Origin of the sequence: Paenibacillus amylolyticus (genome assembly GCF_003719335.1) — a bacterium.
GTDB classification, from domain to species: Bacteria; Bacillota; Bacilli; order Paenibacillales; family Paenibacillaceae; genus Paenibacillus; species Paenibacillus amylolyticus_D.
Map to the genome: position 1 here is coordinate 838,414 of NZ_RIAS01000001.1, position 23,924 is coordinate 862,337.

Consider the following 23,924-nt stretch of genomic DNA (forward strand, 5'->3'; position numbering starts at 1 on the left):
CTGCCCTAATAGAATGATCTACCATGGATGAACAGACTGAGAGAGTCAGCAAACTTCGTGCTAATTTTGGGATGCAGCCTGGATTGCTCCATACGCCCAGTGACTTACAGGGACATCCTTCCACATAGGAGAATTATCACCATCAGATTTAATGTTTAACAAACGATTCAACATGGTCACAGCTTCTGCCCGTGTAACGGCATCTTCTGGACGGAACTTGCCTTGCCCAGACACAGTCATAATACCGGAGGCTACTACGTGCTGAACCGCCTCTTTCGCCCAATGTTGTGTAATGTCAGAAGCATCGATTGCACCGTCAGTTTGTGTAGCATCGGTCATCGCAGTAGCTGGCGACTCCTGTTTTTTCAGAACCCGATCAATAATTACAGCCATCTCAGCCCGTGTAATGGAACGTCCCGGCATGAAAATGCCGTTCGCATTGCCATTCATCAATCCTGCATGTGAAACCTTTGTGATGGCATCGCGAGCCCAGCTGGCAGCAGGCACATCCTTATAAGTAATAGCGGGTATTTGCCCACTGTTGTCAGATAGGAGTGCACGAGATATAAGGGCAGCCATTTCAGCACGTTGCACAGTCTGATTGGGTCTGAACATGCCGTCCGCATACCCTTGAATATAAGAGGCTCCTTTGGAATCATTAATATGAACAATGGAAAATGTGCTGAACTTGGTAACTTCAAACTCAATCCCCGATTGGTCTGTTCCATTAAACTTGACGATTTTCCCTTTAACAAGTTCTTTGGTTCCATCACTATGTTCAATAAATACCTGCAGCTTGTCCAGTTCTTTCGGTGTCAGATTCGGTTCTGTGATTGGCAGTACAACCGTCACCGGACGATTGCTCATATTGGTTTCTATCGTCATTGGACGACCTGCCAAGCGAAAGTCCGCTGTATTCGCCGATGAGTGAGCTAACAATGGATCGTTCTGGATTCGTTGCTTCACCATTTCACGCTCTGTGGCATCTTTGATCGGCACAAGGTGAAAGAATACATCCGATCCCAGTCCCTGTAAAGAACTCGCCGGAAGTTGCAATGAAGCATTAACCGTTTCGATATACAGATTCATCTTCTCATTGGCCATCAGCGAGGTAGACTCAGCCGGAAGTTTCACGTTCAGTTCGGATACCTCATCCTTTACGTCCGGAATCAGGATTCGGGCGATGTTTGAAGCCGCCTGCTTCAAACTCTGAATTGCTTTTGAGGTCTGTTCAGCCGTCAGGTTCACCTCATCCTTTTTGCGTCCATCTGTACCAGTTGTTCTTTCAATAGTCGTTGCCGATACAATGGCACCCACATTCCGTTCGTTCGTCACATTCACCGTAATCTTCTCGGAAGTGCTTGCAGACGGTATTGTTGTTGGCGTTGCAGAGCCAGAGGACGAAGTCCCCGAATTGGATGAACCTGGATTTGATGGCGTTGTTGGCGTTGTTGGCGTAACCGGAGCGCTAAGGACTGTAATACTGCCCGGTACAAACTGCTTGTTCATTTCAATCGCATCGACATCCGTCACCGTAAAGTGTTCAGGTACAGTTGCATCAATGGTCTGCACCGGATATTCTCCTGCCACAGCACCAGAGGCAATTGTGAATTCAATTTTAAACAGTGTCTGTGGGATCTCTGATGCTGGAATAGGATTAAGCCCGCCATCCGCATCACTCCAGCCCACGATGAGCGATCCTGTTTCATTGTTCACGTTGTACTGTACTCCTGATCTGTTTCCCGTAACATTTGTCACCCTGAGGACAGCCGGATTGAACTTTAAGTGTACCCCGTAAGAGCCAATCGGCTGATCCAGCGACACGGTATCAACGGATTGCGTTACCTTCTCACCTGCTTTTCCCTTTACAGATCCGATGTAGACAACCGCTTTCCCAACCGGTTTTTCATCTGCCTTCACTGTAACTTTCCCGTTTTCTCCCGTCACCGGAAGCGGATCACCGTCCTGAAACCATGTGCTTTCACCGAGGTTCACTGAACTTTCCCCGACGACTGTTGTATTCTCCTTGATTTTGAAATGAAGGGAGTACAGTGCTCCAGGTTCATCAATGTGTCTTTGCGTCGTCATCGTAATCCGAATGACACCAGAAGTGGATGTATTTTTGGTCAGGCCGACTCCCTGATATTTGGCATACGCCTGGTTGTTTACGACCTCATCCTCATTCACCAGTTCAAGCACTGCCGGGTCATAGGTAAAGGACAGTTCAGATTGATAAAAAGAAAAATTTGTACCTTTTGAATCATAGGATATAGGCACTTCAATGCTGTCTCCCTTTTTTCCGGATACTTCTCCGATATGAATAACAGCATCTATACTGGCGTCTGCCGGAGGAAGCCACGAAAAAATCATGGAAACCATAAGCAGCATAGCCAGAAGCGACTTCATTGAACGTTTGTATTTTGCTGAAAAAAGATACCCTTTATTGTTTTGCAAAGTATTCACTCCTTCCCAGGTTCTATGATTTGATTCCCAAGTAAATGCCCATAATTAGGGCTGAATCTTCAGCATCAAGCACACCGTCATCGTTCATGTCCAATGCTTCAATCTGACTTGGGGGTAAAGTAATTAAACCTTTGATATATTTATTGACTAACAAGGCATCTGCCGGAGTAATCACACCATCCCCGTTCGCATCTCCTTTAATTCGAAGAGCAATCGTTACATCCGCGCTACTTGAGAAAACAGATCCATTCTTGGCTTGCCAGCTAAAAGATGTCTTCATCCCCGTGTAAACCGAAGAAGGAATAAAGCTCAACCTCTCTAGTTCCGTAACAGGAATAACCTGATCCTTCACAACGTCCGTATCATTCAACTGTAACTTACCGCTGTCAGGCAAAGATATGATGCGAATATCTGTCATAGGCTGATTCTCCGGATCGGCATAATTACTAACAAAATCCGTAGCGCTAAAAACCAATGGAGCCCCTTGTTTAATCGTTTTGGAAAATGGACTAGTAACAGGCTTGGGGGTAGTAATTTCTATAAGACTTAAAAGCCGATTATAGGTTCCATCCGAATTGAAAATAACTACCCTATTCCTCACTGTATCAGCCATATATACTTCTCCGCCTGGGCCAACTGCAATTGAATTGCTAATATCTATAGGGTAATTGTCACTTGAACTCAACCATGGGCTCAGTACAGGCCGATTATAATAAGAGACTCCTTCATAGCTTGTTCGCATGATCTGATTACGGTTCACAACATATAACAACTTCTTATCCGGGTCTATTGCCAAATCTCCGTAATCATCAGATGAGTTGAATGCATTGGTTAAGTTGTTAAGAACTAATCCCGTTGTTTGTGTATACCACAACTCATTGTTATCTCCTAATATGACATTTGAGTTTTCTGAATATCCTCCGCCCGATGATCCGTACCCCGAACTATCCAATCTGATTGTCGCCAGGGTGATCATTTTTTGTTGAGCATTCATAAACACGACATATGTGCTGTAGAACATGGCCAACTGCTCACTATTGTTCTTTGTGAATAGAACCATACTTTTAATATAGGGTTGTTTATTTTCATCTGTACCAGCAGTTAATGAGAACTTACTCATAATGTCTATAGGTGGCGCATGCTCAGTTCCGTCAGGATTAAAAATATGTACCTTGGCTTCCGCACCTGATTCAGCAGCGTAAATCAGCCCATTACTCCCCATTGTCGCCGCTGTCAAATGTGGGACTTCCATAGTCGCAAGCACTCTTCCTTCGGTTGTTGCCCGGATAACACGATTATTGCCGCTATCTGCGATGAGCATCTCCGTTTCACCAGCATCCATCTTAAAAAACTGAATGTCTTTAGGTTGATTTAATGTGACAGGAACTACGGCAGCCATGGCAGTGGATGATGAAAAAATCACACTGGCAAGCAAGGTCATGACAAGCACCAGAAGTTTCCATCTCCCTTTTATCTGAGAACCTTTACCAATCTGTAGACTCAAAATGTCTCCTCCTTAATCTGTACTTCCATACCGTTTTAATAATACAAGGGCGCTCTTAACATTCACTGAACATGACGCGCATTATCCTGAAATAAAATACAAAACGACTGAATCAAATGAATTTCTTCGACTTGGCAAACCGTGACTCCACATCCAGTTCGGATACAGGTGCCAGCACTTCCTGAGCCACAACATGGTTGTAACCGATGGCCTTCAGATTGTTCGGAAAACCACTCAGATCAATGACACCTGCTCCCGGATAAAGCCGTTCGCCATCCTTCAATTCCTCAATGGGCAGATCATGCGCGTCCGAGCCGTATAACGTAAGCATCCAGAATATCAGCACAAAGTCTTAGTCGTTTGGTCGCTACAGCCATAAATGTAGCAGCAGGATAATCCGTAGAGGGCAGAATGTAGGTACAGCACTTGTCTACATTCAGTGCGGCAGATGCTTCGGCCATCGATACCAGGTTCGGCAGCCCCTCTCCGAATTGTTCATCGGCTGAACGCCATTCCACTGGAAAATCCGCTGAGCCAATGATAACTTGATTGCTTTCCAGCAAATGCTGCGCTTGTTCTATGCCATACGTCTGTACGAATGAGAGCGGATTCAAATCAACTGCCCCAAAACCATACCTGGATGCATACGTAGTATATTGTTCATCTGACTCCAGCTTGCCAAGTCCTGCCTTGGTCAATTCCTTAATCATCCCTTCGCCCTTCACGTGCTTATTCCATATATACGAAATGCCAGTTGAAAAAAAACTCTGGATCATATAATATGAAAAACAATTAGTTCTATAATTATAGAACAAATAGGAGGTTCTGCATTTATGGAATATAAAGTCGAGGTTGATTTCTCTCCGATGTACGAGTGCGTAAACAGCCTGATTGCTTTTACGAACAAACAAAATCATAATGCCCTTGACGCGGGGAAATCTTGGATTCGTGACGTCCAGCATCGTTTCACCCCAGCCAAGCTTCAACTGATGCGCGATATGATGAAAGCGACAGACCACTTTACTCTTGCACCTTACATTTGGACTTGTCCTGGAGAACGCTCGGTGAATGGGTTTATGGATTGGCTTGAGAGCCTGTCAACAGGAGAGTTATTCGACATTGCATCCCAGTTTCACATGTCTGTGCCCTCTAATTTATCGTCACTTCGCAGCCAAACTTTAGAGGTGCTAAGAGAATGGAATAGCCAGTATTTCAGTCAAGTTCATTCAGTCATCATAGATGAGCTCATTCGCGAAGCAGAGGAAAGACGTGCCCTCCTTGATGGTACTAATGATAAAGAGGTGTATGAAGATGCAACACAAGGCATGCGCATTTATCCCACCTCTAAGTTGAAAAAGATCATTATGATTCCCCAATACCATGCTCGTCCTTTTGTCACGTCAACCATCTTTGACGAGGTCATTTTCACGAATTACGCTTGTGACATCATGCCAACAGAACCGGGACGGCCTGATCCTAAATTGCTGCGTCTAACAAGAGCTTTGTCCGATGAGACGCGATTAGTTATTTTACGTCTGCTTGCGGGTAAGCAACTATCCTTTTCCGAGATCGTCCGTAAAGTCAAGCTTTCGAAGAGCACAATACACTATCATCTGATTTTTCTGCGAGCTGCAGGTCTAGTTCTCGTTCACTATGATCACAAAAATACGGAATATAGCTTGCGGTTGGAGGCCTTGAATAAACTCCCTCAGCAGATCGACGACTATTTTCATAACTAAGCATTCTCCATTTCATTTGTTTCGTGCTTACTAAGCTCTATTTGACATCTACGGAGGAATTTTCATGCTGAAGCGAAGTTACTACTATTTATTAGCCACGGTTACTCTAAGCTCCTTCGGAGACGTTTTTGGTCTCTTGGCCATGGAATGGATCGTTTATGAATTAACAGCTTCCAAACTGGCTATGGGTGCTATGGCACTATGTTTCAGTATTTCTGAGGTTTTATTCCGCCTGCTTGGGTCACCATTATCCGATCGGCTGAACCGTGGGAAATTCATGAGCGGACTTGTAGTCATTAGACTAGCAGCTCTTCTGATTCCATTGACCATGAGTATTGCTGGCCACCTGCACATCTGGCATCTCTTCATAGCAGCAGCACTTAGCGGTGCCTGTTCTGCACTGTTTATGCCAACAGCCATGGCTGTGATTCCTGGTGTAGTAGACAAGCATCAATTGATACGCTCTTTCGCTGTAATCGATGGCGCCCGTAATGCTTCTGCCTTGATCGGCCCCGCTTTGGCTGGAGCTCTGATCGCACTTGCAGGTTCCTTACCCACATTGGGCGTCAATGCTGCCTGTTACCTTTTAGCATTAACTGCCCTGCTCTATATGCCTACGATCCATCAACAAGCCGTTTCTAACGTTACATTTTCATTTAAAAAATATATCCAAGATATTGGCGAAGCTTGCTCCTTCTATCGAAAGTTCCCCGCAATGTTAACCATCATGGTCATGGTTTCCATAAGTAATATGTCTTCTATAGCTGTCTGGACGATGATGATCCCTTTTGTGCGTGAAGTGCTACATAAAAATGCTGCGACGATGGGTACCTTGACCTCAGCTTCTGCATTCGGAACCCTCGGCGGGTTACTGATCATATCCAAGCTAGGTGAGTTTAAAAAGAGAAGAGTCGTTATGCTTTGCAGTTTAGCTACGATTGGGCTCAGCTACGTTTTACTCGGGGCATTTCCCAGTTATCCATTTGCACTTCTTATTTTATGTATCGCTGGGGCAGCTGGACCTTTTTTTGGTGTGCTTAGTTCCTCACTCCATGGCACACTTGTACCTGTCTCGCTCCAAGGTAGGGTGAATTCAATTCGCTTCTTGATCGGCGGGGGGTTACAGCCTGTGGGTGCTTTTGCAGGTGCAGCAATAGCAGAGAGATTCGGAATCCCCACGCTATTGCTAACGATTGGATTGCTTCCTATATTCTGCTCCATAGCCGCATCCTTCCTGCCGAATCTGAAATTTTTGGATGGAGATTTATCAAAACTCAAGAAAGAAGAGTCATTCTCATGAATTAAATAAAGTAGGTCGTATGACCGCTATGGATCGGCTAATTTATACCTATTTACATATTTCCACTTATAAATTATGAGTGGCACAATCTGATGCAGGGATATATTCCTGCATCCTCTTTTCTGTAAAAAAAACATTGCCCCACCAGAGGTTTCTGATGAGACAATGCCTGCGAATGGATTCTACTAGTATAGCGCGATGCTGTATTACATTTTTTGCAAAATGCCTTTAACCAAGCCAATAAAAGTTGTCTTCACTTTCGCGGCTACCTCAATAACTTCATCATGGCTGAGCGGTTGATCCAGAATACCGCAAGCCATGTTTGTCAGACAGGAAATACCGAGCACCTTCATGCCGCCATGAATGGCAACAATCGCCTCAGGTACAGTAGACATCCCTACAGCGTCCGCGCCCATCGTGCGAATCATGCGAATCTCCGCAGGTGTTTCATAAGCTGGGCCACTCCACCACGCGTATACCCCTTGTTGCAGGCTTACATTTTGCTCTTCGGCAACCTGTAGTGCGATACTGCGCAATTCACGATTGTATACTTGAGACACATCCGGGAAGCGCACACCCAGATCAGCATTATTTGGTCCAATCAGCGGATTGTTGCCAACCAGATTAATATGATCCGTAATCAGCATGAGCTGGCCTGGTTCAAAACTGGTGTTGACTGCACCACAAGCGTTGGTGACGATCAGTTGTTCAACGCCCAGTGCCTTCATAATGCGAACCGGGAACGTTACTTCATCTAAGGTAAAACCTTCATAGTAGTGAAGGCGGCCTTTCATGGCTACAACTGTCTTCCCCATTAATTCTCCAATCACCAATTCATTGGCATGCCCGATAGCTTCGGATTGAGCAAAATATGGAATCTCTGTATAAGGGATCACTGTTGCATTCTCAATCTCGTCCGCAAGTGCTCCCAGTCCTGAACCCAGAATCATACCTACTACTGGCTTGGTGTTGATCCGGTTTAATATGTAATCGCGTGCTTCCTGAATGTGTGCTGATTGATGCATAATAACGTCCTCCCGATCATCTGAATTGATATTACGTATATCCTATTTATAAGCATTACTTATCAAGTGTAATGAACAAAGGCTCGGATGTAAATGGTTGTCCTCATTCTCTCCTCGATACACCGTTGTCACAAGCTTTGTTAGACTTTAACTCCAGACTGCAAAGCGCCAAAGTAAGGCTCCAATATCGTTTCGAAATAGTCTTCTTGCTCTTCAATCTGCTCAACATACGTCCATATTAAACGTTCTTCTGTGTCGATGTTTACTACCTCAAATTCCATCTGCCGAGAGGCCCATAAGGTAACCTGCCCCATAGCTATCTCCGATTCATGAACATATCCAATGAAAGGATCGGAAGTACACTTCTTCTCATCTTCAGGATTCTCTTTTCTCTCTTCCGTTGAGATCTGGAGCACCTGCAACTGCTCCTGTTTCCGTTGCATCCAGCATCGGAATGAGTCAAGCGAAAGCGGTCGTGACAGCAATCCAGCACCTCCTCTCCAAAATTGTACACCAAATAGCCGATCCTCTGCCAGAACCGGCTCCATGGTACCGTATGCTAATTTAGTGTGTGACTCTTCCTACTCTTGTACCAGTCCAACCCCATCATCAACATAAGCATCCAAAACGCAAATATTAGCGGCTTACCGATTGTTCCCTCTCCAAAAATAAAATAGGCCATCGCGAAATTCCCTATAAACGTAACGCATTATTACGGATGCTTTCCATCTTTTTCAACTCCATCTTGAATTAGATTTATGACCCTTGAGGATATATCGTTTCGGCTCGATCTTCATTCCATTGAATATGAACAGAGACAGGAAATTGCTGCAGATCTAGAAACTTAGCACCTATCGAATGCTTGACCGCTGACTCACAAGACCACGCCGTATTATTGAAAATTATAACATATACAGCAAATGATTAGATGTCTTTTTCTACTCATTTTTCCGTTACCTACGTATACCAAAAAAGCCGACCTCATTCGGCCGACTTCTTTAGATCCTACAATCATTCGCTTCCTAACGATGATAACTCATCGTTGCTGCTTCTTACTATTCCTTCACACTACCCAGTTGCAATCCGTGTACAAAATACTTCTGCAAGAACGGATACACGACCAGGATTGGCAATGCTGCAACAATAGTGATCGCTGCCCGGATTGATATTGGCGTAACCATGTTACGCGCTTGCCCCATATTTGCTCCGCTGGATACCGCAGCACTGCTGTTGGTGTTCATAGAAGAGGACAGCAGTTTCATCAACTCGTACTGCAACGTACTCAGGTTTTGCTTGGATGAAGCATACAGGAACGTATCAAACCAAGAATTCCATTGCCCTACCGCAATGAACAACGCGACAGTCGCAAGTACCGGCTGACAGAGTGGTAAAATGATCGACATAAACGTTCTGAAATCGCCCGCGCCGTCAATCTTGGCTGACTCAATCAGTCCTTCAGGCAACGTCTGGATATACGTCCGAATAACGATCATATTAAACGCACTGATCAGACCCGGAATGATGTATACCAAGAAGTTGTTAAGCAAGTGCAAATCTTTGATCAGGAAGTACGTTGGAATGAGACCTGCACTGAAATACATCGTCATTACAACGATAATCGTAATCGGTTTACGCAGAATATAGTCTTTGCGGCTGAGCGTATACGCCAACATGGAAGTGAGGAACAAGCTGAGCACAGTACCTAGTACAGTTCTGGCAACCGAGATCCCGAAAGCCGCGAATATGGTTCCACCCGCAAATACTGCTTTGTAGTTCTGGCTGGTCCACTCCCTCGGCCACAAGTAGATTCCGCCTCGAATCGTATCGTTACCCGCATTAAAAGAAATAGCCAGTGTGTTCAAAAATGGATACAAGGTCACTACTGCAATAAAGATCATCAGCAAGCCGTTAAATGTGTGGAAGACAATCGGCTCAACTCGAGATTTGTTTATTCCCATCGATGTGTCCTCCTCATATTAATCGGTCTTCGCCGAATCGTTTGGATATTGAGTTAGCTGCAAATATCAGGGTGATACTGACGACGGTTTTGAATATACCGGCTGCGGTAGCAAGTGAATAGTTACCGATCTGTAGCCCGTATTTCAAGACAAAGATGTCAATGGTCTGAGACCAGTCAACAACTACACCATTTCCAAGCAAGTACTGTACTTCGAATCCGGCTTCCAGAATCCATCCCATATTCATAATCAACAAGATAATGACGATGGACTTGATGCCGGGCAACGTAACATACAACATTTTTTTATACCGGTTAGCTCCATCAATCTCAGCCGCTTCATAGAGTGAAGGGTCAATGGAAGTGATCGCCGCCAGATAGATGATTGCATTCCAGCCGACTTCTTTCCATACGTGTGATGCACCGACAATACCCCAGAAATACTCTGGAACGCTGAGCCACATAATGGGTTCTTTAATGAATCCGAGCTTCATCAGCACCACGTTCACAATCCCGCCATCAACAGATAACGAACTGGCTACAATGCCCGTAACGATGATCCATGACAGGAAGTGAGGCAGATATGAGATCGTTTGAATCGTGCGCTTGTACAGCTTGTGTTTGATTTCATTCAGCAAAATCGCAAAAACAATGGCTGTCACAAAGCCAAGAATCATGTTAATTAAACTCATCGCGATCGTATTGCGAAGCACGTTCAGAAACGCGTCGTCCGTAAGCAGAAACTTGAAGTGCTTAAGTCCGACCCACTCCTGCTGCGAGAATTTCTTCGCTGGACTGTAATTTTGGAACGCCATAACCCAGCCCCAGATCGGATAATACGAGAAAACCAAAATATAAGCGACGATGGGCAGAGACATAAACATCAGTTGTTTTTGACTGCGCAGGCGCTTCATCAGAGGCGTCTTGGTCACAACGGTTGGAGCAGATTTTTCCTGTATGGCTCCTGGCGTATTCGCCATCTTTCACTCCTCCTATCAACGTACAGCGGATTTTGAGGATAAATTGTTCGGAAGGGCACAGGGCATGATTTATATTCATGTACCTGACACCTTCCGAGCCAATCTAACAACCGCTTTTATTTATTTCACGGTCCAGTTCTGAATCCGCCATAGTAATTGCTCATTGATTCGGTCTTCATACGCTTTCACGTTGATTTTCTTGTAAGCGTCCACATACTCGCTCCAGATCGAATCAAATTGATCTGCATTGGACATGATTGCTTTAGGCAAGTACTTCAGCGACGTATCGGTCATTTGTTTGTTGGCTACCGAAGCATCTGAACCTTCTTTCAAGTCCACTTGCCACGCTGGATAATACACTGGGTTTTCAGGTGCAGGAGAGAAGAAATCACTCCATGTTTTGAAACCGTATGCATCCAGCAATTCTTTATCCTCCGGCTTCAAGCTATCGTAGAATTCCTCAGGCTGGTTTAGCGCTCCTACAGCATTACCGTCCTCAAAAGTTCCCTCCAGCTTCGGTGATGCTTTGTAGAAACCTTCCGCTTTGTTAGCCAGTTTCCATGCCGGGTCGTCCTGTTGAAGACGTTGTTCAGGTGTACGATAGAATCTGCCTTTATCGTTAACCATGTAGTCTACGCCCTCTTCACCCCAGGACAGCAACTTTTGATACTTTTCATCCATCAACTTATCCAGGAATTTCAGAATTGCAACAGGATCTTTAGCATCTTTACTGATACCAAAACCGTTGTTCAAGTTAATTACCGGACGATCCAGGTAATGATCCTTGATGCTTGTGTCATAAACCAGCGGGAAGCCAACATATGTTTGAGCAATTTTGTTCTGAGCTACAAGCGGGTCCTCCCCTTGCTGGAAGTTCCAGTGCTGATCAAACATGCCGATAACACGGCCCGAAGAAATTTTCGCCAAATACTGGTCGTAGTTCTGAACGAAGGCTTCTTTATCGAGCAGTCCATCGTTATAGAGACTGTTCAGCTCTTTATAGTATCGTTTTGAAATGTCTTTATCCGCGAATACGGTTGCAACACCTTTGTCATCTACAACAACACCACCATCATTTGGATGACCGGTCAAGTGCTCTGGCGGATTGAGCAGAGGGAATGTTCTCCAGTCAGAAGCCAGTGTTGTGAAACCAATGGTTGGTTGACCATCCGATGTCGTCGGGTGCTTAGCCGCATAATCACGAATCAGCTTCATGTACTCATCAAGTGTTTTCGGTGTTGGATATCCGGCTTCTTTCAGCACCTGCTTTTGAATCCAGAACGCAGGTCCGGAATAATAGTTACTAATGAATTCACCAGTATATACACCGTAGTTAGGCAACCAGTAAATATGCCCATCACTGGAATCTTTCATCCGTTCCCAATCTTTTGCATAATGCTTTTTAAGGTTTGGTGCATGTTCCTCGATCAGATCTTCCAGCGGGATCACCGCACCAGCCGCAACCAATTTGGTATCTGCCGTGATCAGATCCGGGTAATCTCCACCCGCAATCATAACCCCCAGCTTCTGTTGCAGGTCACCGACCAGAAACTCCATGTTTAGTTTGACACCCAGCTCTTCTTCAATCCTTTTGTATATCCGGTTATCCGCTGCCGGTGCCTGATTCGGCTCACTAATAAATGCCGAGATGTTTAATATTTCCTTACCATCGGGTGTCGTCGTTTTGGCTTCTTCTCCACTGCATCCTGCCAGTGCCAGAGTTAATGCCATAACAAGAGAAACGGAACCCCAAAGTTTCTTTTTCTTCAATCCCCCCATGTATTGCGCCTCCTTGGAAGTGGTTTTCCTTACTGATTTCATTATGAAGAAATGTATGCGGTTTCAAAATAAACAGATTTAAGCATCTCCCCCCCTTAATTGCAGGAGGTCTTGAACCGGCTTATACCTCCTTATGTGTGCTCTACTTAGCATGCTTAAGGCGATACTCAGCCGGTTTCATCCCTGTTCTACGCTCAAATTGTTTTAGGAAATGCTGGTAGCTCTTATAACCAAGCTGCTCTGCAATCGCACATGAAGCATCGTCGGAATCTCTTAGCAGTCTCATCGCTTCCTCTATCCTTAGATCATGCACCATATCGAGAACACCCTTGCCATATTTGCGCATAAAAGATTGGCCCAGATGAACAGGATGCATGAAGAATCGTTCGGCAAGCTCCTTAATGGTAAACGTCTCTCTAAAATGCTCTTGCAAATACTCAGCTACCATCGCCTGTGTTCCGCCGAGCTGTTTTTGACGAAGAGATGATGCCGCAGCTTGACACTTCAGGCAAAAATTTTCCAGCATACTCGCTGATTTTTCGATGTTCCAGCGGTACCGGTCATCAGAATCAAAGGCTGTATCTAGCAACATATCCTTCGTTTCTCCTCCAAGCTCCTTGCATAGAGAAAAACCACGGAATAAAATCTGGGTCATGAATATGTGTACGAATTCAGGTGCAGCCTTGTTCATTACAAATTGATGGAATGCCTCTCTAATCGACAGACTGAGCTGTTCTGGCGAACCGTTCTCCAGGTGCTCCATAATGAGATCCACTTCACGGAGAGATTCGGGATTAAACCTCAGTCGTTGTTCCTGAATATCTTCGGCGAATAGCAAATTCCCCTGGTGCAGAAACAAAAAACGCTCCGTCTCGACAGCCATACTTCTGGAAAGAGATAAAGCTTCCGGTTGCTGCACAGGTAAACCGACGGCAAACTGAACTCCGTCTGGAATAACTTCATTTAAGTCAGACAACAACCTTTCCGCAAAATCCCGATGGCCTTTTCCCTGCCATGATTCTGGCCCTGAAGAACCTTCACCCCATACAATGCCGCAGGTATCCAGTTCATTTTCCACCACATAACAGCACGGTTCACGGCTTACGGTCTCATGAATCATCGAGCGAATCTGACCAGAATCAGCACGCTGAAATCTTACTTTCACATACGTCCACCTCTGAGCTTGTTCATACAAATGAGCGATATCGTGAGCCATCTGTTCTGCATCATCAACTTCCTGTCCGGTGACCAGTACAGCCAAAACATGCCGGGTTTCCTGCACTTTGGCCTGTTCACGAACACTCGCGCGCAGTTGCTTCTCCTTCAACTCCTGCGCCAGTCGCGCCAGCATATCGTCCGCTTCCAACGTATCCACAGGTTTGGTTAAATAATTGCTTACGCCAAGACGAATGGCCTGCCTTGCGTAATTGAAATCGCTGTAACCACTTGTAATGACAAACATTGTGGAATCATGCCCCAGACGACGTGCCTCTTCAATCAATTCGAGCCCGTTCATCGCTGGCATATGAATATCCGTGACAACCAGATCAGGTTTACTCGTACGGATCGCTTCGACTGCCTCTTCTCCATTGGTGCACACACCGTTAATTTCAAACCCGAATTTTCGCCAATCAATTAACAACTGCAAGCCTTCAATCGCAAACGGCTCATCATCCACCAATAGTACTTTATACATCTTGCTGTCCCCCTTTGTTCATCAGTCACAGTCTATCTGTGGGAATATGGAATCCGGCTTCTGTACCGCTACCCTTCTCACTGCGAATCGTGAACGTTGCATCTCCTTCATAAAATAATTCCAGGCGACGATAGACATTACGAATGCCCACATGTGATCCGTCCTTCGCCTGATCCGAGCGTACGTCCTGTATTAATTGCCGCAGTTTATCCTGTTCCATCCCGATCCCGTTATCGATGACACGAATAACCAGTCCGGATTCACCTAGCTTTGCGGTAATATGAATCAATCGTCCAGTCTTGCGTGCCTGCAATCCATGTTTGCACGCATTTTCCACCAGCGGCTGAATACTCATACGTGGAATACGTTTGCCTGCAGCCTTTGGATCAATATCCAGAGTATAATCAAATAATTCTCCGAACCTGAACTTCTCAATTTGAAGATAAAGTGTTGTGAACTGCAGCTCCTCTTCGAGTGGAATCAGGTTGTCTGATCTGCTGAGCAACTGTCTCATGAGTAATGATAAGCTTTTAATAATTTCAGATACTTCGGTATAGCCGTTCTTAGTGCTCACGACGAGCAGTGCGTTCAGTGTATTAAACAGAAAATGTGGATTCATCTGGCTCTGGAGCATAGATAACTCCGTTCGGACTTGATCCAGTTCCAGATCCTTGTGCCTGATCTCCAGTTTGTATACGTCATTAATCAGGGAATGGATTTTGCTGATCATCATATTAAAAGTGCGAATTAACCCGCCAATCTCGTCCCGGCCTTCCTGGATCTCGATCAGGTCAAAACGTTCATTCCGCACTTTCTCCATATGCCGTGACAATTTACGGATACGGTAGTGGTACGAACGCAGAATAAAGTAAATGAGCACCGAGGGTACGATGACACTGATGACCGCCAGCCACAAAATAGAATTACGCGCTTCGTCCAACAACTGATCTACATGCCGCGTATCCGCAACACCAATCAGCTTCCAGCCGTCCAGGTAAGCCAGATTACCAAGTGACTTCTCCATGATATATTCGGAATTCACATCGGAAGACCATCCCTCTGCCGGGAAGCGCGCACTGGAAACAACCGGACGGCTGTTTCCGTCCACAAGTCTGAGCTGCAGGCTGTTTGTCTCCCGATTAAGGATGCTGTAAATACGATTCACTTCGAGATCAATTCTGGAATACTTCGCATAGTTAGCATATGAAGTAAAGGTCTTCATTTTCCCGATGACACTAATTCGCTTCCCTCGGCTAAATCCAGACTGTTCTTCGTAATCAATAACTAAAATATCGCCGTTTGCTTGATTTAACTGCTCCATGCCCGGCAGTGATGTCGTTTTGTCCTTCATGACGATGTAGTGACTGCCCGTCTGAATGGTATCGTTATTCGTATAAATTCGGACTTCCAAAATATTGGCCGACATATACCGTGTCAATTTGTCACGCAAGAAAACATGATACTCGTTGTAATATTCCACAGGTGACGCGTAGGTACGATCCAAGGCCTCATACAAGGAATCATCCGCTGCAATCATACGGCTTAGCGCCACGCTCTCATCAATCATACCGACCAATTCTCCTGCAGCCCTGTCAATCGATTTGCGCAGATTTTCCTGTTCCCGCACTTTGATATCTGCAGATGTTCGTTGATAAAAAAACAAATTAATCGCAATAATCGGAAGAAGAATACTGACGACATAGATCAGCAAAAATTTATATCGAAGGGGGATGTCGTTTACCGTATGAAAAGTCCTCTTTTTCTTATGCACATAATCACCCTTGGTTATTGTTTTTATATAGAGATGGGAGTTCTCCTGTAAGCGCTTTAAATTTTTCTGTAAAATACTCCGCATCATGATAGCCCAATTCGAATGCAATATCTGAGATTTTCATATTGGTTCGGCGGAGCATCCTGCGTGCCTCTTCAATACGAAGACGATGAACATACTCACTGAAGCTGACTCCCATCTCACGTTTGAACTGCTGGCCTAGATAAGCCGCATTGACATGAATGTGATTGGCGAGCTGCTGCAGTTTGATTTTTGTGCGATAGTGCTCTTTCAGATACTGGACAGCCTCTGCCACCAGCCCACTGGAACCCGGGTCGGCCTGAGCCATCGAGGCAAAAGTTTCCGTAATCCGAATAAACAATTTCTTCAAGTCTCCCATGAACCAGCTCTCTGTATGATGCCAGGTCCGCACTTGGAGAACAGTCTGATCTGCTCCGATCATGCTGTATCTGCGTAGCAGTTCTCCATGGATGTATCTAACTGCGCTTTGAGCCCAGATCATCACGGCCCGTGATTCTTGCATCTCCTGTAGCATATCATCAACAGTGCGAGCAACGCCTGTTACATCTCCTGCCTCGATTAAAGCGATAAACTGCCGGGCGCGCGATGCCATTTTCTCCAGATCCGCCTCATCCAGCATGCCGCCCTCATCCATAGTTGTGTCCAACATCTCCATGGCGTCATATTGTTCTTCCGCAAGCTTGATCTCTATTTCCTGTCGCTGTGTATCCAGCGGTATGATCAGGTTCCGTAATAACTCGTGAATTTCTTCTGGCACTAAAGGTTTGAGCACATATTCATTCACCCGATATCGTATCGCCTGCTGCGCATAACCAAACTCGGAATAACCGGTTACGATCACGATCTGGGAATCATATTTCAACTCTTCACGCATGGTCCGAATCAAGCCCAGTCCATCAAGCACCGGCATCTGTATATCGGTTACCACCAAATCCGGATTTACATGATTGATCAGATCTAGTGCTTCTTCTCCATCGGTCGCAGTTCCACACAACTCATATCCGCAGCCTTGCCAATCGATCATCGTTTTCCAACCTTCCAGCATAAACGGCTCATCATCAGCTACAATGACCTTGTACATTGGATTCACCTGCCATTTCCCCTTTTTTTCTCCAGTATGGCATCGTACCGTCCATGTGACAATGCTAAGATTCAAATAAATCTGCTCTCTATATAAGATACTTCAAAAAAGCCTTACATGTTTAACCCTTTTTCTGGGGTCTACATGTAAGGCTGTAATTCCGAAACGGTCAGAGAGCGCTGTATGCCTAACTGAACTTATACCTCAATTGAGCCTGAGCTTATGCCGAAGCTTCTTCTTACTTTTGCCCGAGAATGCGCCAAAATGAATCCTTGGGTTGCAGCTTGGTATCGAACACAAATGGCCAGTTTTTGCGGCCACGTACCGGGAAATGATCCAGCCACGTATAATTATCAGCCGCACCCCAGAATGTTACAGAAGTGATATTGGATTTATACTCCCGGAACAACCTAAAAATGTCCTCATACCTTTTCTCCTGAAGCTCCGCCATCTCAGGCGTTGGCTCTGTCAGATCAGTGCGCCGATCCTCGTGTTGAAACACAGATAAATCCAATTCAGTGACGTGAAGCTGCACATCCAGTGAAGCATAACGTTCAATGGCTTCACGGATCTCTTCAATGGACGGACCATGAGTATTCCAGTGTCCCTGCATGCCAATCCCATGAACCGGAACCCCTTGATCCAGCAAGGATCGAACCAGATTGTATATTTTCTCCCGTTTGACCGGATTAGTCTCGTTGTAATCATTGTAGAACAGCAGTGCGTCAGGATCGGCTTCATGAGCCATATTGAATGCTTGCGCCAGGTAATCTTCTCCAAGCAATTGCAGCCATTTTGTATCTCGCATAACCAGATCGGTCTTATCTTCGATGGCCTCGTTCACCACATCCCATGCGTAGATCTGTCCTTTGTAACGACCAACGACGGTATCGATATGCTGCTTCAACCGGGACAGCATCAGTTCTCTCGAAGCCGGGCCGCCAGAAGCATCCTCAAACACCCACGCTGGCGTCTGGTTGTGCCATACCAGGGTATGACCCCGAACACCTATCGCACGGCCAACGGCAAAATCAACGATCTCATCTGCTGCCTCAAATGTATATTCATGCTCTCTCGGATGAACCTCTTCAAACTTCATCTGATTCTCCGCAGTAACACTGTTATAGTGCTTTGCAATAAATTCCCCTTCGGATTGTAGCGTTCTCGTATGTACTGCTGCACCTATTTTAAACGCATCGGCATAAGCAGTATGTAGGGACGGAATTTCGGTAGACATCCTGGTTCCTCCTCGCAGATTTGTTTCTTCATCATAACGGATAATGAATGCGCTTTCCCTGAACAAAATAAACCTTCTCCCCCCTGAAATTCTACCAATTTCAGCACAAAAAGAAGAATTACAACAATATACGTTATAACTTGTCTATCTGCAGCAAAGTCACTTGCTTCACGGTACATGCTGGGCTCACTTGTTCTTCAGAGAGAACATTAAGCTTGATCAGGCTTTTCAGCTTATGGCTGTCCACCTTGGACAGCAGCCTCCAGATCTCCGGGTCAGGCAACGATGCGTACAGCTTCTGATCGTCATATTCCTTGCGGTGCTGGAGTACCGTTTTCACCTTATATCCGCCTACTTCGGTCTCATATACGCCTTGCTGCGCACAGTACGCCACAATCTCGTCTCTCAATACACATAACTGTTGTTCGATCTCTTTCTGCTGCTGTTTCAGTTCGAAGTAAGCCTGTACCTTCTGTTCCATTACTCATCACGCTCCTCTACTACCATAGGTATGCAGAAGATGAGAATTTAGGACAGGCTTGTAGGTAAAAGTTATGAGTAGCTATATGCTGCACACGCCGCATAACTTCTGCATTTCTCGGAACATCGCCTTCACGCGAAAGTAACACCCAGCGTAACCAGGCCAATGCTTCAAAGCCCTCTTCCTCATCCAGCATGTTGCCGGCGACCGCTTGTAATTCGGATTGATAAAACATTCCATACTCTTCTCCGTTATAGATCGTGATTAGAAAAACAGACCATGCCGCATCATATCTCGGATCTCCGTACTGTCCGTTGGTCCAGTCTATAATGGTGTATTTTCCATTCATCTCTACGATATTCCCCAGATTATAGTCGCCATGAATGAAGTGATCCTGTCTGATCTTTACTTGCTTTATCAAGTTATGAACAATGTGATGGATATCTTGGTGCTTGGCAACCTGAGGAAAGAAATAGTCGACAAAATGGTACCGAGGAATATAATCTTGTTTTGCTTCTTCTGTTTGCGGCTCTTTAACACGGACTGGATACTGGTGGATATCATGTAAAGTCTGAGCCATTTGTCTTAATATTTCTTGATCTAGCCGGGTAACCGGCACACCATCGTAACTTGTGAGCAATACTTGATTCCGATGCTGATCTATCCCCCAGCCATACGGCCTGGATACCTGAATCCCGCTTTGAATCAGCTTCTGCAATAACTGATACTGTTGTTCAATATTCGGACGAGACTCCTTATTCCAGATCTTCAGTACATACGGCTGATCATTGAGTTCAACACGCGTAACATCCGCTTCCAATCCAGGCTTAAGCGGGATCATCCGATGCTCCTGTCCTATTCCCTGCCGAATCGCTTCATCCAGTTGAACCCAGTGGATACAGCTAAGTTGTATCACTTATACTCACGGCCCTTCATCATGGTTTGGCTCGATCAATCCTTTACCTATGACATTAGCAGATACGGGCTCTCGGCCAAGTTCTCTAGCCCATACGGATAACTGTCCCATATGATGAATTTCATGCGCAATGACATGACGCATAATTTCACCCCAAGCATCGATATCCACGCGTCCATCACTCCGGCGGTCAATGAAAGTTCTCTTCTCCATGCCCGGCTCCCAAGCTAATACGAATGCTTCTACATCCTGATGCAGCTTACGGTCCAGCTCACGAACGGCTTCGAGCGTCTGGTAGTTTGCAAAATCCTCCGCAGTATCCGGTTTTCCTTGTAGCAGTTGAAGCCAGCTCCACTCCACATCGATGACATGAAAAAAAGTTCTCAGGATACTTCCTACGCCACCTGTACGTTGACGAAGCAATTCTTCTGTTGGCAGTTCTTCGCACCAAGCATACCACTGTTCACGCACGATCCAGTTGTATCGAAAAAAGACTTCCATCAGTCTAGCCTCCTATTCTGCTGTAATCAGCTGATTACAGCTTCTTAATCAGTTCTATATTTGCAAAATTGTTTGATGAATGTTTCTCATCACCATAGATGCCGCCGATCTGGCTAAAACCCGACCTAAACCAGAAGCGTAAGGCTGGCCAATTTTTGAGTGCGACATTAATTCTAATCTCATCATAACCCAGAATGGTCAGCTGATTAGTTAAAGCAGACATCATTTCCTGGCCGTATCTTTGTTTCTGAACAACGTTCCGAATATATAAAAATTCCAAATACAATACATGTTCAGCAGGGTAGCCATGATATACACTTAACATCCCGATCGTTTGATTTCCCTCAAGCGTACGTATACTTTGAATTCTATAATTGGCTAATATTCCACCTGGGGGAAGGTTTCCTTGTTCTATACAATTCTTAACGTAATTTATATCATTTTCTTGTCCATCCCATTCCTGTATATAACGGCTTGTATCATATAATTTTTGAAGTTCAACAATCTCGAAAGGCTTTACATCTGAAATAATTAGCCTTTCTGATTTCCAGCTTGAAGGAAGATGCTTCATTATTATTCACTCCACTGATTTCTTAGTTAATCTTTTTTTGATATACACAATCACATGCATTCCAGCATAAATAAATAGAACATTCACGAAATATATCAGTACATTAATATGCATATCGGATATAAACCAGATTGATCCGTTCGAATCCGAGACATGATAATCTGTCAAAAAACGAAGCGGGAATCCATATTCCGTTCGTAAAATTTTGTTATCGTTATTCAGCGTTCCTGGAAGAAAAAAGACAGCCAATACAGCAAGCCAAGCGGACCAGTTCAATATTTTTTGGTGTATCTTCATTACGTCTCCTACTGTTCCTCCTTCGCCAGATTTCCTCCGTAATAGGTTCCTTCCAGCTCTTGATCCAGATAATTCTCCAACGCCTGATGTTGCAGCGAATACCTCGAATTTTTGCTAAAACGGCCAATCTTCGTAACGTATATCTGTTTGCCGTTGTATTGTATCATGACCTGAGTGTTATGCTTCATTCTCAAAGCGATGCCCATATGAATGCTACCCTCGATGTGATCCACAGCTGTCTTCGCAGACGCTGGAGCTTCATTCACCCAATCAACAACTTTGTTTACTTCCTCTTCATTTAAAATAGCATCCTCAAAACGAATATAAGCCCCGCCGCCACCCTTGGTATATATCGTTTTACTCGTGTCTGCACGGACAACCTCCGCACTGGAGAGCGGGGTATCGATATTCACGAACCGATTGTTCATAAACGAGAAGTACAGGGCTAAAGCAGCAGCTACAGTACCCATAACCAACCAGAATCGTTTAATATTACATGTGTTATTCATCCTCCATCACCTCGTAATGTGTGTCATGTCCACCACATGAGCAAACATGCTCAGCACCGAATTATGATGTTCAATAATCTGCTGTTCCACGTTTCAACGGGCTCCCACTGTTCTTATAATAAAAACAAACTGAATTGAACTTTAGTTACAACCTATTTTATCATTTATCCAATGGCGGCCTCCCCTTCATTGATCAGATGTATGGGTGTGGAACCATTTCCGCAACTGATTTATATGTGCCTGATGATAACGATTGTGGTCAGCCATATGCCAAAGTCCCCAGCGAACAGAAGCTTGCTTTTCACTCCTATGGCCGAAAGTGACCACGATATCCATATCCGCATCCGTAAGATTTGTGCATGTTTCCTGCAGCATGTTCATTATCAACTGATGTTGTGAAATAAGTGTGTCTCTGGATACCCCCTCCATGAACGGAAGTTTGTTATTTTTATCAATCATGGGACCATATTGCTCCAACATATCGTAAGGAATCGTTTGTCCTTTGATACGATACACCCAGTTCAGGTCAACGAAAGTAATATGTCTCAGTAACTGCGCTGTGCTGTTGTATAGGTTACCAGGCCCTTTGTAATCGATCTCCTCCTGTGACATGAAATCCGTGATAAATTTCAGGCGATCACTGTTCTCTTTAACCGCGGCGAAAAGCATACCCGTCAAAGTAGACATATTGTCCTCCCCTTTTAAATCATGAATCATACCCTCACCTCTTCATTAGGCTATCGTTACTGTCTCTCTTTCAATAAAGACTTAATTTCCTTCAACTCCTCCAAAATCTCTTTCGTATGCTTCGTATTTTTTTGAAGTATCAATAGCCGTCTTGATGACATATTGACCTAAAACCAAAAGTATGAGTAAACAAATAATTATGCCAAATATCATATTTCTTTCCTCCTATACTGAACGAGAGAAGGCGATCTCAGCAGATCGCCCCTGTTCGCTAATTATTTTCTTTTTCGAGTAGACAGTCGACTCCCATGAAATGCTTTTAAAATAAAATCTTTATCTGGAACGTTCAAATGCTTATACGCTTGAAGATATTTGGTGTTGTCATAAGGAACTCCTGTGAACATTTCCGTGAATGTCGGTTAAAATGAAAACCTTCATTCCGCTTCCTCCTCTGGTATATACATCGTCTGAATCTCCTGAACACCCTGTACAAAACCCAGATTCAGATATACCGACTCCGCATCATTACCTTCCATTACATACAGCCGTAAAAAAGGATAGTGTCCCTTAAGCATTGATAATGCTCTCTGTAACATCTGGGTAGCAAGTCCTCTGCCTCTATACGCAGGAATCACACCGATACTGTACACCGCAGCCTGATTGTCCTGTAAACACAAGCGGCAGTTAGCGACCAGCTCACCCGTTTCCCGATCATATACCAATGTAGATGCCTGAGTCAGGACTTCATTCGTATAATTAGGATCTTCGTCAGGTGTAAAATCTTCAAGAGAGCTCTGTTTTCTGCGCGTTGCTTCCAGACTTCCGCCGAAACTTTCCAGATCACACCGGGCAATTTCCTCTTCATTTACATATTTGAAGCCGCCTGATCCTTTTTCAATAATCACTGGACTTTTCACGGTCATCCTACTATCCCAATCGATATCAAAATGATCCGTAGGCCGCTGCATCCAGCGGCATCTGAACTCGGCTGGCCAGAACCCCGCTCTCGCAAACCAGTCTACTTGACCTGGAAGAATCTCAAATGTCAGAATACGTTTGCTGCGATCCGACCACTGTACTAATTTCTTTTTCAAAAGTTTGACGACCTCAAAGCCTTGCTGGAATGGCGGGATGAGAAACAAATGATACATCTTGTTAGGCTCCATTCGTACACCGCCTATTTTGCTTTCTCCCCGATAAATCCAGTACGCACTGCATCTTGAGGAACTGAATTCTTCTTCCCTGAAAAATCCGACGTATCCCATATCATAATAAATGGTGCAAAATAACCCCCACTCCGTAACATCCGCAAGGCGAATCGAGTATTCATCCGACAGATCATATTGAAGTGTATCTGCAGACCACTCTGTTAAATGCATATGTCCTTC

Annotated in this window: 24 protein-coding genes; 2 read left to right on the forward strand and 22 right to left on the reverse strand. The window is 44.8% G+C overall.

Annotated elements, in window-relative coordinates; translation table 11 throughout:
- Positions 1-60: 60 nt before the first annotated feature.
- From EC604_RS03685 to EC604_RS03695, 4 genes are all read right to left on the reverse strand, one after another.
- Entirely contained in the window at positions 61-2,454 is a 2,394-nt protein-coding gene (locus EC604_RS03685; protein WP_123062786.1) for an S-layer homology domain-containing protein, read from the reverse strand.
- A gap of 22 nt (positions 2,455-2,476) precedes the next feature.
- Complete coding sequence (locus EC604_RS03690) at positions 2,477-3,967, reverse strand: dockerin type I domain-containing protein (protein ID WP_123062787.1); 1,491 nt, start codon at positions 3,965-3,967, stop codon at positions 2,477-2,479.
- Positions 3,968-4,079: 112 nt separating this feature from the next.
- Positions 4,080-4,298, reverse strand: coding sequence for a hypothetical protein (locus EC604_RS30375; protein WP_240036630.1), 219 nt, complete (start codon positions 4,296-4,298; stop codon positions 4,080-4,082).
- On the reverse strand, positions 4,267-4,677 hold the full coding sequence (locus tag EC604_RS03695; RefSeq protein ID WP_240036631.1) for a hypothetical protein: 411 nt from the start codon (positions 4,675-4,677) through the stop codon (positions 4,267-4,269). Before EC604_RS03695 ends, EC604_RS30375 begins: the two co-directional genes overlap by 32 nt.
- Before the next feature lie 123 nt (positions 4,678-4,800).
- On the opposite strand from EC604_RS03695, the gene EC604_RS03700 reads away from it, so the two are divergent.
- Both EC604_RS03700 and EC604_RS03705 read left to right on the forward strand, forming a co-directional pair.
- On the forward strand, positions 4,801-5,706 hold the full coding sequence (locus tag EC604_RS03700) for an ArsR/SmtB family transcription factor (protein ID WP_123062788.1): 906 nt from the start codon (positions 4,801-4,803) through the stop codon (positions 5,704-5,706).
- Positions 5,707-5,770: 64 nt separating this feature from the next.
- The gene (locus EC604_RS03705) at positions 5,771-7,006 is read left to right on the forward strand and encodes an MFS transporter (RefSeq protein ID WP_123062789.1); all 1,236 of its coding nucleotides are present in this window, start codon (positions 5,771-5,773) and stop codon (positions 7,004-7,006) included.
- A 206-nt stretch (positions 7,007-7,212) separates the two neighbouring features.
- On the opposite strand, the gene EC604_RS03710 is transcribed toward EC604_RS03705, so the two are convergent.
- The 18 genes from EC604_RS03710 to EC604_RS03790 all read right to left on the reverse strand — a co-directional run bounded on the left by EC604_RS03710 (position 7,213) and on the right by EC604_RS03790 (position 23,915).
- Positions 7,213-8,031 carry a purine-nucleoside phosphorylase gene (locus EC604_RS03710; RefSeq protein WP_123062790.1) on the reverse strand — a complete coding sequence of 273 codons (819 nt, stop codon included), beginning with the start codon at positions 8,029-8,031 and terminating at the stop codon, positions 7,213-7,215.
- A 140-nt stretch (positions 8,032-8,171) separates the two neighbouring features.
- A complete protein-coding gene (locus tag EC604_RS03715) occupies positions 8,172-8,516 on the reverse strand; it encodes a hypothetical protein (RefSeq protein ID WP_161556851.1) in 345 nt (114 codons plus the stop codon).
- A 570-nt stretch (positions 8,517-9,086) separates the two neighbouring features.
- Positions 9,087-9,989 (reverse strand): carbohydrate ABC transporter permease, encoded by a 903-nt coding sequence (locus EC604_RS03720; RefSeq protein ID WP_123062792.1) that lies wholly within the window; start codon positions 9,987-9,989, stop codon positions 9,087-9,089.
- 13 nt (positions 9,990-10,002) lie between these two features.
- Complete coding sequence (locus EC604_RS03725; protein ID WP_090915693.1) at positions 10,003-10,902, reverse strand: ABC transporter permease; 900 nt, start codon at positions 10,900-10,902, stop codon at positions 10,003-10,005.
- A 186-nt stretch (positions 10,903-11,088) separates the two neighbouring features.
- Entirely contained in the window at positions 11,089-12,747 is a 1,659-nt protein-coding gene (locus EC604_RS03730) for an ABC transporter substrate-binding protein (RefSeq protein ID WP_123062793.1), read from the reverse strand.
- 142 nt (positions 12,748-12,889) lie between these two features.
- Positions 12,890-14,443: a response regulator transcription factor gene (locus EC604_RS03735; RefSeq protein ID WP_123062794.1), complete on the reverse strand. Its 1,554-nt coding sequence runs from the start codon at positions 14,441-14,443 to the stop codon at positions 12,890-12,892.
- Between the two features lie 25 nt (positions 14,444-14,468).
- Positions 14,469-16,214, reverse strand: coding sequence for a sensor histidine kinase (locus EC604_RS03740; RefSeq protein WP_240036632.1), 1,746 nt, complete (start codon positions 16,212-16,214; stop codon positions 14,469-14,471).
- Positions 16,215-16,218: 4 nt separating this feature from the next.
- Positions 16,219-17,337 carry a response regulator transcription factor gene (locus EC604_RS03745; RefSeq protein ID WP_123062890.1) on the reverse strand — a complete coding sequence of 373 codons (1,119 nt, stop codon included), beginning with the start codon at positions 17,335-17,337 and terminating at the stop codon, positions 16,219-16,221.
- Positions 17,338-17,575: 238 nt separating this feature from the next.
- Positions 17,576-18,574, reverse strand: coding sequence for an endo-1,4-beta-xylanase (locus EC604_RS03750; RefSeq protein WP_123062796.1), 999 nt, complete (start codon positions 18,572-18,574; stop codon positions 17,576-17,578).
- Between the two features lie 133 nt (positions 18,575-18,707).
- Positions 18,708-19,055, reverse strand: a complete 348-nt coding sequence (locus EC604_RS03755; protein ID WP_123062797.1) for a hypothetical protein — start codon at positions 19,053-19,055, stop codon at positions 18,708-18,710.
- A 19-nt stretch (positions 19,056-19,074) separates the two neighbouring features.
- Complete coding sequence (locus tag EC604_RS03760; protein WP_151458040.1) at positions 19,075-19,971, reverse strand: aminoglycoside phosphotransferase family protein; 897 nt, start codon at positions 19,969-19,971, stop codon at positions 19,075-19,077.
- 6 nt (positions 19,972-19,977) lie between these two features.
- Positions 19,978-20,472, reverse strand: a complete 495-nt coding sequence (locus EC604_RS03765) for a DinB family protein (protein ID WP_123062799.1) — start codon at positions 20,470-20,472, stop codon at positions 19,978-19,980.
- Positions 20,473-20,506: 34 nt separating this feature from the next.
- Positions 20,507-21,043: a GNAT family N-acetyltransferase gene (locus EC604_RS03770; RefSeq protein WP_123062800.1), complete on the reverse strand. Its 537-nt coding sequence runs from the start codon at positions 21,041-21,043 to the stop codon at positions 20,507-20,509.
- A 6-nt stretch (positions 21,044-21,049) separates the two neighbouring features.
- Complete coding sequence (locus tag EC604_RS03775) at positions 21,050-21,340, reverse strand: hypothetical protein (protein WP_123062801.1); 291 nt, start codon at positions 21,338-21,340, stop codon at positions 21,050-21,052.
- A gap of 8 nt (positions 21,341-21,348) precedes the next feature.
- A complete protein-coding gene (locus EC604_RS03780; protein ID WP_123062802.1) occupies positions 21,349-21,849 on the reverse strand; it encodes a hypothetical protein in 501 nt (166 codons plus the stop codon).
- Positions 21,850-22,035: 186 nt separating this feature from the next.
- Positions 22,036-22,566 (reverse strand): DinB family protein, encoded by a 531-nt coding sequence (locus tag EC604_RS03785; protein WP_123062803.1) that lies wholly within the window; start codon positions 22,564-22,566, stop codon positions 22,036-22,038.
- A gap of 51 nt (positions 22,567-22,617) precedes the next feature.
- On the reverse strand, positions 22,618-22,749 hold the full coding sequence (locus EC604_RS30795) for a hypothetical protein (RefSeq protein WP_275670020.1): 132 nt from the start codon (positions 22,747-22,749) through the stop codon (positions 22,618-22,620).
- Between the two features lie 221 nt (positions 22,750-22,970).
- Complete coding sequence (locus EC604_RS03790) at positions 22,971-23,915, reverse strand: GNAT family N-acetyltransferase (RefSeq protein WP_123062804.1); 945 nt, start codon at positions 23,913-23,915, stop codon at positions 22,971-22,973.
- Positions 23,916-23,924: the final 9 nt, after the last annotated feature.